The sequence below is a fragment of the Paraburkholderia tropica genome, assembly GCF_014171495.1.
GTDB lineage: Bacteria > Pseudomonadota > Gammaproteobacteria > Burkholderiales > Burkholderiaceae > Paraburkholderia > Paraburkholderia tropica.
The window spans coordinates 671,990-685,815 of sequence record NZ_CP049134.1 but is presented as its reverse complement, the minus strand read 5'-3'; the positions used below and the strand labels follow the sequence as shown (position 1 = coordinate 685,815).

The window sequence follows — 13,826 nt, the reverse complement described above, 5'->3', positions numbered from 1 at the left end:
ATGCGCTCAGTTACGTTCGATATGACGTTCGAAGCCGATGCGCCCCGCCACGAGCGTCGCGCGCACCACGGCGGGCAGCTCGTAACCGAGGAACGGCGTGTTGTGGCCCTGGCTCTTGAGCGCACGCGGCTCGACGTGCCAGTGCGTGTTCGCGTCGAACACACACAGGTCCGCACGCGCGCCCACGCTCACACCGCCCGCCTCGTGCGCCATCACGGCGGCCGGCGCGGACGTGATGCGCGCCAGCGCCTTCGCGAGCGGCACGCCCGCTTCCTGCGCCCACTTCACGGTCAGCGAAAGCAGCAGTTCGAGACCCGTCGCGCCCGGCGTCGCTTCGCCGAACGGCAGCAGCTTTTCGTCGTCGTCCACGGGCGTGTGCTGCGAGCAGATCGCGTCGATCGTGCCATCGGCGAGACCGGCGCGCAGCGCCTCGCGGTCGCGTTGCTGGCGTAGCGGCGGATCGAGGCGAAACTGCGCGTCGAAATAGCCGATGTCCATGTCGATCAGATGCAGATGGTTCGCCGTGACGTCGCAGGTCACGGGCAGCCCTTCGGCCTTCGCCGCGCGCACGAGCGCGACGCCCGCCGCCGACGACAGATGCTGCACATGCACGCGCGCGCCCGTCACGCGCATCATCTCGAACAGCGTGAAGAGCGCGATGGTTTCCGCGCTCTGCGGCACGCCCGACAGCCCAAGGCGCGACGCCAGCGCGCCGCTCGCGGCCACGCCGCCCTTCGAGAGATACGCATCCTGCGGACGCAGCCACACCGCGTAACCGTACGTGCTCGCGTATTGCAGCGCGCGCAGCAGCACCGAGGTATCGACGATCGGCTGATCGGCCTGCGTGAAGCCGATACAGCCCGCCTCGGTCAGCGACACCATCTCGGTGATCACCTGCCCCTTGAGCCCGACCGTGAGCGCGCCGAGCGGATGCACGTGCGCGCGTTCGAGCTTGCCCGCGCGGTACTTGAGCATCTCCACGAGGCCCGCTTCGTCGAGCACCGGATCGGTGTCCGGCGGACACACGAGGCTCGTCACGCCGCCCGCCAGCGCGGCCGCCATTTCGGAGTCGAGCGTGGCCTTGTGCTCGTAGCCCGGCTCGCGCAGCCGCGCGCTCAGGTCGACGAAACCCGGCGCGACCATGAGTCCGTTCGCGTCGATCGTGCGATCCGCGTGAAAGCCCGCGGGCGCGTCGCCGAGCGCGGCGATCTTGCCCGCTTCGATGAACACGTCCCGACGCGTCTGTTCGCCGCTCGCCGGATCGATCAGCGTGCCGCCTTGAATATGAATCTTCATGCGCTGCCCTGTCTGCCCTGCTGCATTAATCGTTGTTACCGGCGACGATGCCCATCACCGCCATGCGCACCGCGATGCCGAAACTCACCTGATCGAGAATCACCGACTGCGGGCCGTCCGCGACCTGCGAGTCGATTTCGACGCCGCGGTTCATCGGACCGGGGTGCATCACGATCGCGTCGGGCGCGGCGAGCGCGAGACGCTCGGGCGTGAGCCCCCAGCTCTTGAAATACTCCTGCGCCGACGGCAGCAGCGCGCCGCTCATGCGCTCGTTCTGCAACCGCAGCATGATGATGACGTCCACATCCTTGAGCCCTTCGTCGAGGTTGTGGAACACGCGCACGCCCATCTGTTCGAGGCCGCCCGGCAGCAGCGTGCGCGGACCGATCGCGCGCACTTCCGGCACGCCGAGCGTGGTGAGCGCGTGGATGTCCGAGCGCGCCACGCGCGAATGCAGGATGTCGCCGACGATCGCCACGCGCAGATTCGTGAAATCGCGCTTGTAGTGGCGGATCGTGTACATGTCGAGCAGACCCTGGGTCGGGTGCGCGTGACGGCCGTCGCCGGCGTTGATCACGTGCACGTGCGGCGCGCAATGCTCGGCGATCAGATACGGCGCGCCGCTCGACGCGTGACGCACGACGAACATGTCGGCGTGCATCGCGGAAAGGTTGCCGATGGTGTCGAGCAGCGATTCGCCCTTGCTCGTCGACGACGCGTTGATGTTCAGATTCAGCACGTCCGCCGAGAGACGCTTGGCGGCAATCTCGAAGGTCGTGCGCGTGCGCGTCGAGTTCTCGAAGAACAGGTTGAACACCGACTTGCCGCGCAGCAGCGGGACCTTTTTCACGTCGCGGTCGGTCACGCTGACGAACTGCGTGGCCGTGTCGAGAATGTGCGTGAGAATCTTGCGCGGCAGTCCTTCGATCGAGAGCAGATGCTTGAGCTCGCCGTTTTTCGTGAGCTGCGGATTGCCCTTCAGAAAGCCGTAGCGAAAGCGCGAGTCGCCGCGATCGGGCGAAGCGGGCGTGGGCTGTGTGTTCATCGCGATGCGTCCTGCGGTGAGATCGGAGTCGGGAGAAAGTTGGGTGTATCTGAGGCGGGCCACGTCGTGCGCATTGCGCAGCGCGCGTGGCCTCGCGGATCAGGCGGCGTTCGCGTCGATCCTGAACGCGAAGCGGCCCTGATCGCCATCGTCGCCATCGTCGCCCTCGCGTGCGAGCACGAGCGTCGAGCCTGCGGGCACGGCCAGTTCGGCGCCCACGAAACGCGCCGACACCGGCAATTCGCGGCCGCCGCGATCGGCGAGCACGGCCAGTTCGACGGACGCGGGACGGCCGTAATCGTAGAGTTCGTTGAGCGCGGCGCGCACGGTGCGGCCCGTGTGCAGCACGTCGTCGACGAGCAGGATGCGGCGGTTCTCCACCTCGAACGGCAGCGCGGTCGGGCTCGCCTCGCTGTGCAAGCCTTTTTTCGCGTAGTCGTCGCGATGCAGCGAGACGTTCACCACGCCATGATGCGGCGCGCCGAGATCGCGCGCGAGCCGTTCGGCGAGCCACGCGCCGCCGCTGTGAATGCCGGCGATGGCGATGCCGCCGGCGGCGCTGAAGGCGTTGCTCGCCGCATCGCTGAGATACGCCGCGCGGATCTGGTCGAGAACGGCGCGGTACAGCGCCTCGGCGTCGGGTGGGCTCATCACGGGCGCGTCAGAGGGGTTGCGACGAATGTTCGTCGAGATATTGCTGCAGAATCACGCAGGCGGCTTCGGCGTCGATGTGCTCGGCGCGTTCGCCGCGCTCGCGCAGACGCGCCTCGGCGTCGACCGACGAATAGCGCTCGTCCACCCACACGACGGGCAGATTGAAGCGGCCATTCAGTTGATTGCCGAAGCGCGTGGCGAGCTGCGTCATGGCGTGCGGCGTGCCGTCGGGATGGCGCGGCAGGCCGACCACGAGCAGGTCCGGCTGCCACTCGCGCAGCAGTGCGCCGATGGCTTCGAACCGATATTCCCTGCTCTTGTTGGGAATCACGGTGAGCGCGCGGGCGCTGTGCGTGAGCACGTTGCCGAGCGCGACGCCGATGCGCTTTTCGCCGTAATCGAACGCCAGCAAGGTCGCCTCGGCGGCGCCTCGCTTCGCGGCCACGCTCATGCGTGACCCGCTTCGCCCGAGAGCATCGTCGAGGAAATGCCGAGCAGCGCGAGCGCCGCTTCGAAGCGCTCTTCGGCGGGCACGTCGAAGACGATCTTGGGGTCGGCTTCCACGGTCAGCCAGCCGTTCTTCGAGATTTCGTCTTCGAGCTGGCCCGCGCCCCAGCCTGCGTGGCCGAGCGTGAGCAGGAACTGCTCGGGACCGCTGCCGTTCGCGACGGCTTCGAGCACGTCTTTCGACGTGGTCATCTCGAGCCCGCCGGGCACCGCCATCGACGAGGTGTAGTTCGTGCCCGATCGCGGCGCGTGCAGCACGAAGCCACGCTCGGTCTGCACCGGGCCGCCGAAATAGACGGGCACGTGCAGCAACGGTTCGATTTCGAGCTTGAGGTCGATGCGCGAGAACAGCGCTTCGAGGTCGATGTCGGTGGGACGATTGATCACGAGACCGAGCGCGCCGCGCTCGGAATGATCGCAAAGGTAGACCACCGTTCCTGAAAACGTGGGGTCCGCCATGCTGGGCATGGCGATCAGGAACTGGTTGGTCAGATTGATGCGATCGTTACTCTTGGACATGGTTTGAATTCTAGCAAAGACGATACGGAATGGCGGCGGCCCGGTGCGCCGGACGCGCGAGGTCCCGTGGACCTGCATCGCGCCCTGCTTGCGGCGTGTTCGCGACCGGTTTCAGGCTCGCTCGAGGCCGCCGCTTTGAGGCCGATCTGCGCCTGGTTTGCAACCTGCTTCCAACCCGCCAGAGACCTGCGCGCACGCGACCCGCGCTCCGTATAGCGGGGAATTGCTCACTCTAACACGCCAGCGCGACGCGCCCGGCAGGCCGACCGGCGCTAACCGCAGTCAAGGGCGCGCACGCCTTAGCGCGGAAGCTCGGCATCCACACCGCCTGGTGCGGATGACACCGCGTCTGGCGAGACGACTGCGGCGCTGCTGCCGGTGGTTTCGGCTGCGTTTTGACTCGTGCCGCTGCCTGCGGTGTTGCTTGCGTTGTTGCTCGAATGACTACCCGCCCCGCTCGCGATGGCCGCGCCGAGCGCGCGCACGGTCGGGGTCGCGTCAGGCTGCGCCACGCCTGCCGCCACTTTGTGCAGCATCGCGCGCAGCGATTCGTTGGCGTACTCGATCGCCTCGACGGACGGCGCGGGATTCGCCGTGCTCGCGCCATACGCGTCCCGTGCAGCGGGCGTACTGGTCGCGTGCGCGGCGCGCCGCCAGGCCAGTCCGAGCGCATCCGCCAGCAACGCCACGTGGCCAAGCCCGAGCGCCCAGGCCGCCGCGCCGATGCGGTACGCCGCCTCGGCCGCCAGCAGCGACGTCGCCGGATCGCCATGCGTCCCATCGGCGCGCAGCGACAGCGCCCGCGCCTGGGTGCCGAGCGCGAGCATCGCGGCATCGGCGGTCTGCAGGAAATCCTCGTAAGCATTGCCGTTGACGACGAGCGCCCCGAGATCGCGCGACGGCGCAACACGCGCCGCGAGAGCGCCGGCCTGCGCGCTGCCCGCCTCCCACAGCGCCTCGGACGCCTGCGTACCGGCCACATGCCAGTCGACGGTCAAACCATAGTCATGCAGCAGCTCGACGTCGGCGGTGTCGTCGGCCGACGCGCCGAACAGCGCGTAATCGCGCCACAACAGCGCGAGCGCCGTGCGCACGAACGATTGCGGCACGATGCGCAAGCCGCGTGCGTGCTCGCTGAGCAGCAGATTGCAGCGTGCGTAGAAACGCCGCACGTCCTCGTCGCCCCAATACGTCACGCCGCGCCGCAGCGCGCGTCCGCAGGCGACGGCGAGGCGCCAGAAGTCGTAGGGATCGGAGCCGGTCAGTTCGGCGAAACAGGCGTCCATCTCGTCGAAAGCGGCCTCCGCGAGCGCATTGGCCGCGCGGCTGCCGTTGCCGAGACGCGCCTTGAGCGCGGGCAGCAGGGCCGCCTCGAAGCGCGCACGCGCCTGTGCGAGCCGCTGCGCAGGCTGCGGACTCAGAATCGCGCCGACGATCGGACGGCCATGCAGCGCCACGTCCTCGTAAGCGAGCGAGACGCCCGGCGCGTGCTCCGCGATGATGTCGACAAGCGCGCGCTGATGCGCGTAAAGCGCCGGCGAACAGGCCAGCTCGCGCAGATTGCGGCGCTCCAGCACGGTGGACAGCTCGATCAGCGCATCGCGAAACGCCGTGCGGATGTGGCTGTCGTCGGGACCGTCGTGTTCGTGCGCGGGACGCGCAGGCAAGCCCGGCGGCGGCGCAACGGCGACGGAAGCCGCCAGCGCGAGCGGCGAAGCGAGCAGCAGCGTATCGGCGAAACGCGCGGCGGCGAGCCAGCCCGCGTCACGCAGCGTGCGCGTGGCCTGGCGCAGCGGACGCGCGACGTCGCGCTGCTCGTCGAGCGCGGCCAGCGCCTGCGCGAGCGCCGCGAGGGCGAACGGCACGCTGCCGCCGCGCGGGTTGGGCAGCGCGTCGAAAGGGGCGACCGACGTTGAACGTAGACTCATGATGCAGCGCCGAGAACAGTTGCAATGCGGTAGCAGTGCGGGTTGCAATGACCGCGGCCCGGCGAGACGGCCGAACGCGGCGCGAGCGGGCCGCACATCGGGCGGCGCGAGGGCGTGGCGGCCTCGACTACGCTCAGGCGGCCCGCGGACGAGCCCTCACTGAGCAATTTGCGCGCCGCACGCCGGTCGTGCGAGTGACGCACGGCGAAGTGCGCGAAGCAGAAGCAGCCGGTGCGCCATTGGCATCATCGTGCGGCATCCGCGAAAAACCATGCGGATGAAATCGAAACCGCCGAAGCGCCAGCCTGCGCCGCGACTTGGGTGCCAACTTCGGCGCCAGCTTCGGCACCGATCTTCGGCCAGCCGGAAGCGATGCTCCCGGCCCGTGCCTCAGATCTGGACCATCTCGAAGTCTTCCTTACGCGCACCGCACTCGGGGCACGTCCAGTTGATCGGCACATCCTCCCAGCGCGTGCCGGGCGCAATGCCTTCGTCTGGCAAACCGGCTTCTTCATCGTAGATCCAGCCGCAGATCAGGCACATCCAGCTTCTATATTCCATTCTTATGCCGCGTCGAAAAGTCCAAAAAACCGCACGCCCGCACCCGTCGATGACCCTGCGGGTGCGAGGTGAAGGCGGTTGGGGAAACCTGCCAGGAAACAAGAGCCATGATGGTACCGTGTTGCCGTTTTTATGCCTAGCAACCGTGACGCCGCGCGCCTCGCGTGCGCGCCAACTGCGCACTGTGCGGCGGTCATGCGAAATTCCCTTGCGCGAGACGGCTCATCCGGCCCCTGTGAGCGCCGCCAGGCGGCATAATTGAACGGACAGCGGCAAACCGGCGTTTCGCCGTCCGCCGCAACCGCCTTGCATTTGCAGCGAGCCAACCTTTCTCGTCACGTTCATGCCCAGCGACACCCCTCCCATCGTCCTTACCTTCGGCCTCTCCGATCCGACCAGCGGCGGCGGCCTGCAAGCCGATCTGCTCACGCTCGCCAGCATGGGCTGCCACGGTGTCACCGCGTTGACGGGTTACACCGTGCGCGATTCCGCCGGCTGCGACGAAGTCACCGGCCTCGATCCCGAAACCGTCGCGAGCCAGGCGCGCATGCTGCTCGAGGACATGCCCGTCGCGGCGTTCAAGATCGGCGCCGGCACGCGCGCGGAAGTGGTGAGCGCGATCGCCGAAGTCGTCGCCGATTATGACGAGGTGCCGCTCGTGCTCGCGCCCGACTTCACGCTCGACGACGAACATGTGCTCGCCGCCGACGAACTGCGCGAAGTGGTCGCCGACCTGCTCGTGCCGCAAACCACGCTGCTGGTCGCCGACGTCTCGGTCCTGCTCGCGCTCGCGCAGCCGGACGGCGACGCCGAAGCGCCCAGCATCGACGCCGCCATCTCGCATCTGCTCGCGACGGGCTGCGAGTACATCCTCGCGATGGAAACCGGCTCGCACCGCGTGGTGAACACGCTCTACAGCGAGGAAGGCCAGTTGCGTCAGGACTTCTGGGACCGTGCGAACAATCCGGTGATGGGCGTGACCGACACGCTCGGCGCGGCCATCGCCGCCCTGCTCGCCAACGGGCAGGAGCCGCCCGAGGCCGTGCGCGAGGCGCAGGAGTATCTCTATCAGACCGTGCAGGGCGCGTTCCGCCCGGGCATGGGCGCGTGGGTGCCGGACCGCTTCTTCTGGGCGCGCAGCAACGACGCCGAAACGCCGGACGAGGAAGGCGAGGCGTAACCGGCATACGCCGATCAACCCGCGCGGCAGCCCCGGCTCCCGCGCGCGAGACAAAAACGCTGGACGTAAAAAAACCCGCATCGCTGCGGGTTTTTTCTTTTGCGGACGATGGAAACACGCCGCGAGGCGCATTTCCATCGGCACGTCGATGCAAATCGCGGCGGTCTTTCGACCCACCGAATTTACATGTCCATGCCCATGCCGCCCATGCCGCCGGGCATGCCGCCGGGCATCGGTGCATCTTCCTTCGCGACTTCGACCACTGCTGCGTCCGTCGTCAGGAGCAGGCCAGCGACCGAAGCTGCGTTTTGCAGCGCCGTGCGCGTAACCTTCGTCGGGTCGACGACACCGGCTTCGACCATGTCGACGTACTCGCCCGTTGCTGCGTTGTAGCCGTAGTTGCCCGAACCTTGAGCAACCGCTGCCACGACGACCGACGCTTCTTCGCCACCGTTCGTGACGATCTGGCGCAGCGGCTCTTCCATCGCGCGCAGGACGATCTTGATACCTGCATCCTGGTCTGCGTTGACGCCCTTCAGGCCCGTCACAGCAACGCGAGCACGGATCAGCGCAACGCCGCCGCCCGGGACGATGCCTTCTTCAACGGCAGCGCGGGTTGCGTGCAGCGCGTCTTCCACGCGTGCCTTCTTTTCCTTCATTTCGACTTCGGTCGCAGCGCCAACCTTGATCACTGCCACGCCGCCTGCCAGCTTGGCAACGCGCTCTTGCAGCTTTTCACGGTCGTAGTCCGACGTCGCTTCTTCGATCTGCGTGCGGATTTGCTTGACGCGCGCTTCGATGCTTGCGGCTTCGCCTGCACCGTCGATGATCGTCGTGTTTTCCTTGCCCACTTCGATGCGCTTCGCTTGACCGAGTTCGTTCAGCGTTGCCTTTTCGAGCGTCAGGCCGGTTTCTTCCGCGACGACTTGACCGCCGGTCAGGATCGCGATGTCTTCCAGCATGGCCTTGCGGCGGTCGCCGAAGCCCGGAGCCTTGACGGCGACGGTCTTCAGGATGCCACGGATGTTGTTGACGACCAGCGTAGCCAGCGCTTCGCCTTCGACGTCTTCAGCGATGATCAGCAGCGGACGGCCAGCCTTCGCGACTTGTTCCAGGATCGGCAGCAGATCGCGGATGTTCGAGATCTTCTTGTCGAACAGCAGGACAAACGGGTTGTCCAGAACGGCGACTTGCTTGTCCGGGTTGTTGATGAAGTACGGCGACAGGTAGCCGCGGTCGAACTGCATACCTTCGACGACTTCGAGTTCGTCCTGCAGCGACTTGCCGTCTTCGACGGTGATGACGCCTTCCTTGCCGACCTTGTCCATCGCTTCAGCGATACGGTCGCCGATCGACGAATCGCTGTTCGCCGAGATCGAGCCGACTTGCGCGATTTCCTTGTTGGTCGTGCAGGGCTTGCTGATCTTGCGCAGTTCTTCGATCGCGGCTGCAACAGCCTTGTCGATGCCGCGCTTCAGGTCCATCGGGTTCATGCCCGATGCGACGTACTTCATGCCTTCGCGAACGATCGATTGCGCGAGGACGGTTGCCGTCGTCGTGCCGTCGCCTGCGTTGTCGCTGGTCTTGGAAGCCACTTCCTTGACCATTTGCGCGCCCATGTTCTGGAGCTTGTCCTTCAGCTCGATTTCCTTCGCGACCGAGACACCGTCCTTGGTGACCGTCGGGCCGCCGAACGAGCGCTCGAGGACGACGTTGCGGCCCTTCGGACCCAGCGTGACCTTCACTGCGTTGGCGAGAATGTTCACGCCTTCAACCATCTTGGAACGGGCGGAATCGCCGAACACGACGTCTTTAGCTGCCATCTTCTAACTCCTTGAATTCTTGATGAATGAGCGGTGGGCTGAGCTTACTTCTGCACCACGGCCATGATGTCTTCTTCGCGCATCACGAGCAGTTCGTTGCCATCGACCTTGACGGTCTGGCCAGCGTACTTGCCGAACAGGACGCGATCGCCGACCTTGACGTCGAGCGCGATCAGGGAGCCCTTGTCGTCGCGCTTGCCCGGGCCCGTGGCCAGGACTTCACCTTGATCCGGCTTTTCTGCCGCTGCGTCCGGGATCACGATGCCCGAAGCGGTCTTGGTTTCTTGATCCAGGCGCTTGACGATCACGCGATCATGCAAAGGACGAAGGTTCATGGATAGATCCTCTCTCTTGATTGGGACTTGAAGAGACTCAAGAAAACCTGGTTGGCGAAGGTGCCAGCCAGAGATATGTGTACACCGAGCGTTGTTAGCACTCTCATGCGGTGAGTGCTAATTATATGGACGGGTAGTGACAAATTCAAGAAGGGGGGCGGATGCGGGATGCAACATAGGCGGGCGCGCACCCGCCAAACTCAAGAAAATCAATGACATAAAGACGTTCACGGCGCGCAGAATGCCGCTTACGCCCCCAAAAACCAGGTGTAAACACCGACGATGGCGCGCCTGCGACGCCGCTCGCCCGCGGCCGGATATGCGCAGTGGATTTCGTGCGGTAGGTAGCAGTGTCGGGCCTGCCCTGCCGCTACGCTGAGGCCGGACACCCTCCCACCCTCTCCTCGTCGCCCGGCCGTGGCCGCTCGAACTCGAATTGTCGGAAGAAAATGATGCTGGAAGATTCGACGCCCGCTCCGGACCTCGCCCATGTCGTGCATCGCAAACTCATCCTGTATTTCAACGGCACCTTCGTCAACAACCGGAATGGCGCGCATGTTCGCGTGACGTCGCTGCTCAATCTGCTGATCAGTTACGGCTGCAAAGTCACCGTCTACAGCTATTCGAACCATGTCGAATGTCCTTGGGGCGACGCCGAGCGCGCGATCTTCAGCAAGCTGTATCCAGGCGTGGCACTCGTGCTTGACCGACGTTCACCCGTGCTGCGCTATTGGGGCAAAGCCAAAAAGAAACTGAGCGGCGTGTTTCCGAACCTCATCCCGCAACTGATCGGCGCGCACCTGCCCACTCTGACGCCGAATTACGATCGGCTCCGAAAGCAGTATCCCGACGCGTTATTCATCGTGAACTACGCCAACGGCCTGCTCGAACTCAACGGCATCGATCCCGAGTGCTGCGTGATCGAAACGCACGACATCGACTTCCTGCAATTCAGCAAGCGTTTCGGGCACGCGCTCACCAGCCGAAGAATCGCCGAAAAATTTCGCAGCGAAACCGGCTTGCTGCAAAGCGCGCTTTCATTACTCTCGATTGCGCGAACGGAGGCCGGCATGTTCCGGTTGTTCTTTCCGCACAAGCCCGTATTCTTTTTGCCGAAATACAGCGTCGCGAGCCATCGCACTACGGCAACACCCCCCGCTGGCCGCGATATCGACCTGCTGTTCATCGGCTCGCGCAATCCGTTCAATGTGGACGGCATACTCCACTTCATCAACGAGCAGCGCGACCTGCTGCAACGTTTTTCTCTCGCGATCGCCGGCGAGGTCAGCATGAATCCCGAAGTGGTCGAAAAGGCATCGGCAATCGGCACTATCCAGCTACTCGGTTTCGTCGACGATCTGGACGCGCTTTACCGGCGCGCGAAAATCGTAATCGCGCCGGTCGATGGAACGGGACTGAAAATCAAGGTGGTCGAGGCGTTGGCGGCCGGCAAACCGGTGTTCGGCTCGCGTCATTCGCTGGAAGGCTTGCCGCCCGGCAGCGAACGCTGTGCCTTTCTGATCGACGCCGCGCAGATCAGTGCGATGCTGTCCGATGCAGCCAGCCTGAATGCGGCGTCCGAGGCCGCGCTCGCTTATTCGCAATCGCAAACGAGCAATGGCGATATTGTGGAGTTTCGGCAGTTTCTCGACCACGAAGGCGTCTGCCAACCCGCTGCATAGCGCGTGAATCGCTCGATGAATTCTTAAGGAAGCATCGGGCAATCTTCCCGGCCAAAAGTCCTGGCGATGTCATTCGCGGCCGATATGTCGATACATCGATAAGCATTCGCACCCGGTTTTCATCGCGTGCGAATGCCCATACCGCTTATCGCTTGAGCAGCGATCGGATATTGCGCAGGCCATACACGGTGGCCGCTTTCGAGCGGTCCAGCCATTCCGATCCACCCGGCGCACGCGGCTTCAAACCCAGTTTGCGCATGTAGTGATTGGCCCGGTATGCGTCGCCATAACGCTGCGGAAATTCCATATTGAGACTCAGCGAAATCGACACGTTGTCGTGGTTCTTGACCCAGTGTGCACCGTGCGTGGGAATATGCACGGCATCGCCCGGATGGAGCGTGAATTGCCGCGCCACCTCCTCGGCATGGGGTTTATAAGTCCCTGCATTCATCGCGCCACAATAATATTGTTCGAGTTCCTCTTCCGTGGTGACGCTGCGATCCAGGGGATCGCATACCCAGAGATCCTTCGATCCTTGAATCTGCACCAGGAAATTGACTTCCGCATCGAAATGAAAAGGCGTCTTGCGCCACGGCGAAGTAATGAACACCAGCATTTCCGCATTGCTCAACAACCTCGATCCCTCCGGCCCTGCAATCTCGCGCACAAACGCTTCATACTCGTCGAGGAGCGCTTTATAAACCGGATCTTTTTCGACGTGCTTCATCACGAGCCACGCGCCTGCTGTTTCGATTCGATCGATGATTTCCGGAATCGTCATATTGGGCGTGGGCGTGCTTCCCCACTTGTCCGCCAGCGTGAGATCGCCGGCGTCGACATACACATCGCCCCTGCGCTTGCAGGCCGACTCGGCCACTTTCGTCAGCGCCTCGATCGAAAAGAGCGGATGCCCGGCGAGCGGATGGCGCGCCGCGAATGCCGTCTTGTGAAGTTGCTGGCGACATTGCGCGAGCGGATCGACAGTCTGCCAGAGCGGACGGGTCAGGACGGGAGCGTCGTTGATCAACATGAATTTCCCCCACGAACGTAAAGTAATCGCAGAAAAGTCATTTATCGCGCCGCCATCGCCCGATGCGCCGGGCGCGCTGCATTTGCTCAGCGCCTGACCATCCGCCGCGCTGCGTTCAGCGGCGATTTAAACCGGTTCAACGGCTCGTGCACGACTTCCGCAAAGGTCTTCGGATTGCGGTGTTCGAGCGTCGACATGAACAGTCGCTTCAGGTTGTCCCGGATCGGCGACACACCTGGCGAGAGCGGCTTCAATCCAAACTTGCGCAGAATGTAATTCGCCTGGTACACCCTCGCCCGACGCTCGAGTGACTTCATGCAATAGCTGATGCTGATACTCACCGACACGTTGTTGTCGTTTCTCACCCAATGCGGCGCCAGCGACGGGTGGTGCACCACATCGCCGGGTGCGATGCGGAAGATCGTGCCGCGGTCCTGCATTTCCTGACGATAATGCGCGGCTTCGAAATTGCCGCCGTAATAGCGTTCGACTTCCTGATCGGGAACCAGCTCGCGATCGGTCGCAGGGAACAGACAAACATCTTTCGCTCCCTGGATCTGAAACAGAAAGTTGGTCTCGTGATCGATATGAAAAGGCGTCGCGATCTTCGGCGACGCGATGAGTAAAGTCATCGTGCGCCACGTCATGTCCCTGCGCAGCGGAAAGTCCGACAAGCCTTCGAGTTCTTCGGTCACCTGGTCCAGTACCTTCGCGTACTCGGGGTCGTAGTACTGGGCTTGCGTCAGCTTGATCCACGTGGCGGTTTCTCCCACGTGCGCGAAGGCTTCTCTCAACTGGCTGCTGTGCGGCATGTCGCTGAACTTGCTCGCCACGGAGCCATGCCTGAAATTAATGGCGCAGAAATTGCCATTCTTTTTCATCATATTTTCAGCGACTTCCATAATTCGTGGAATCTCAAACAATCCAGATCGATGCAATGAGTGATTGAATTTGAATGGCTTACAATTGAAATTGTTTTTAAATTCCGATTTACAAGCTTGAAGAAGATTGCCGTCTGCGGGAAGCTCGTGCGGATCGAACGCCCACGTAGCGCTAATGTCGGGGGTAGACATGGCAGACCTCACGGGAAGGGGGAGATTTGCCTGTAGGCTACAATCGCCCCTACCCTGCAGATGTGCGCTGACGAACACCCGCCTTCCGACGCTTACCCGGAATTTCCCGCATTTACCATAGTGCTATTAAACACCGGCCACACGAACCCTTTCTGTTCGTAAGCGCACATTCAGATAACAGTCGGGAAAAACA

At 63.8% G+C, this 13,826-nt stretch carries 13 protein-coding genes; 2 read left to right on the top strand and 11 right to left on the bottom strand.

The window, feature by feature from the left end:
• Positions 1–6 precede the first annotated feature (6 nt).
• The 7 genes from G5S35_RS03010 to G5S35_RS02980 all read right to left on the bottom strand — a co-directional run bounded on the left by G5S35_RS03010 (position 7) and on the right by G5S35_RS02980 (position 6,510).
• Positions 7–1,296: a dihydroorotase gene (locus G5S35_RS03010; RefSeq protein ID WP_074981697.1), complete on the bottom strand. Its 1,290-nt coding sequence runs from the start codon at positions 1,294–1,296 to the stop codon at positions 7–9.
• Between the two features lie 25 nt (positions 1,297–1,321).
• Complete coding sequence (locus G5S35_RS03005; protein ID WP_110325568.1) at positions 1,322–2,341, bottom strand: aspartate carbamoyltransferase catalytic subunit; 1,020 nt, start codon at positions 2,339–2,341, stop codon at positions 1,322–1,324.
• Positions 2,342–2,440: 99 nt separating this feature from the next.
• Entirely contained in the window at positions 2,441–2,992 is a 552-nt protein-coding gene (gene pyrR / locus G5S35_RS03000) for a bifunctional pyr operon transcriptional regulator/uracil phosphoribosyltransferase PyrR (RefSeq protein WP_183038562.1), read from the bottom strand.
• Positions 2,993–3,002: 10 nt separating this feature from the next.
• Positions 3,003–3,446 (bottom strand): Holliday junction resolvase RuvX, encoded by a 444-nt coding sequence (gene ruvX / locus G5S35_RS02995; protein WP_065057250.1) that lies wholly within the window; start codon positions 3,444–3,446, stop codon positions 3,003–3,005.
• On the bottom strand, positions 3,443–4,021 hold the full coding sequence (locus G5S35_RS02990; RefSeq protein ID WP_065057249.1) for a YqgE/AlgH family protein: 579 nt from the start codon (positions 4,019–4,021) through the stop codon (positions 3,443–3,445). Before G5S35_RS02990 ends, ruvX begins: the two co-directional genes overlap by 4 nt.
• A gap of 299 nt (positions 4,022–4,320) precedes the next feature.
• Positions 4,321–5,949, bottom strand: a complete 1,629-nt coding sequence (locus G5S35_RS02985) for a hypothetical protein (RefSeq protein WP_065057248.1) — start codon at positions 5,947–5,949, stop codon at positions 4,321–4,323.
• Between the two features lie 390 nt (positions 5,950–6,339).
• On the bottom strand, positions 6,340–6,510 hold the full coding sequence (locus tag G5S35_RS02980) for a rubredoxin (RefSeq protein WP_008342674.1): 171 nt from the start codon (positions 6,508–6,510) through the stop codon (positions 6,340–6,342).
• 343 nt (positions 6,511–6,853) lie between these two features.
• On the opposite strand from G5S35_RS02980, the gene G5S35_RS02975 reads away from it, so the two are divergent.
• Positions 6,854–7,690, top strand: a complete 837-nt coding sequence (locus G5S35_RS02975) for a hydroxymethylpyrimidine/phosphomethylpyrimidine kinase (RefSeq protein WP_065057247.1) — start codon at positions 6,854–6,856, stop codon at positions 7,688–7,690.
• Positions 7,691–7,872: 182 nt separating this feature from the next.
• Here G5S35_RS02975 and groL read toward each other — a convergent pair whose 3' ends face one another.
• Positions 7,873–9,513, bottom strand: coding sequence for a chaperonin GroEL (gene groL, locus G5S35_RS02970; protein ID WP_065057246.1), 1,641 nt, complete (start codon positions 9,511–9,513; stop codon positions 7,873–7,875).
• Between the two features lie 44 nt (positions 9,514–9,557).
• Positions 9,558–9,848 (bottom strand): co-chaperone GroES, encoded by a 291-nt coding sequence (locus G5S35_RS02965; protein ID WP_027816722.1) that lies wholly within the window; start codon positions 9,846–9,848, stop codon positions 9,558–9,560.
• A 449-nt stretch (positions 9,849–10,297) separates the two neighbouring features.
• Between G5S35_RS02965 and G5S35_RS02960 the strand changes: the two genes are divergently transcribed.
• A complete protein-coding gene (locus G5S35_RS02960; protein ID WP_074981690.1) occupies positions 10,298–11,530 on the top strand; it encodes a glycosyltransferase in 1,233 nt (410 codons plus the stop codon).
• 145 nt (positions 11,531–11,675) lie between these two features.
• On the opposite strand, the gene G5S35_RS02955 is transcribed toward G5S35_RS02960, so the two are convergent.
• Positions 11,676–12,560, bottom strand: a complete 885-nt coding sequence (locus tag G5S35_RS02955) for a cupin-like domain-containing protein (protein ID WP_074981688.1) — start codon at positions 12,558–12,560, stop codon at positions 11,676–11,678.
• Between the two features lie 86 nt (positions 12,561–12,646).
• Positions 12,647–13,633, bottom strand: coding sequence for a cupin-like domain-containing protein (locus G5S35_RS02950; RefSeq protein ID WP_074981686.1), 987 nt, complete (start codon positions 13,631–13,633; stop codon positions 12,647–12,649).
• Between the last annotated feature and the right edge of the window lie 193 nt (positions 13,634–13,826).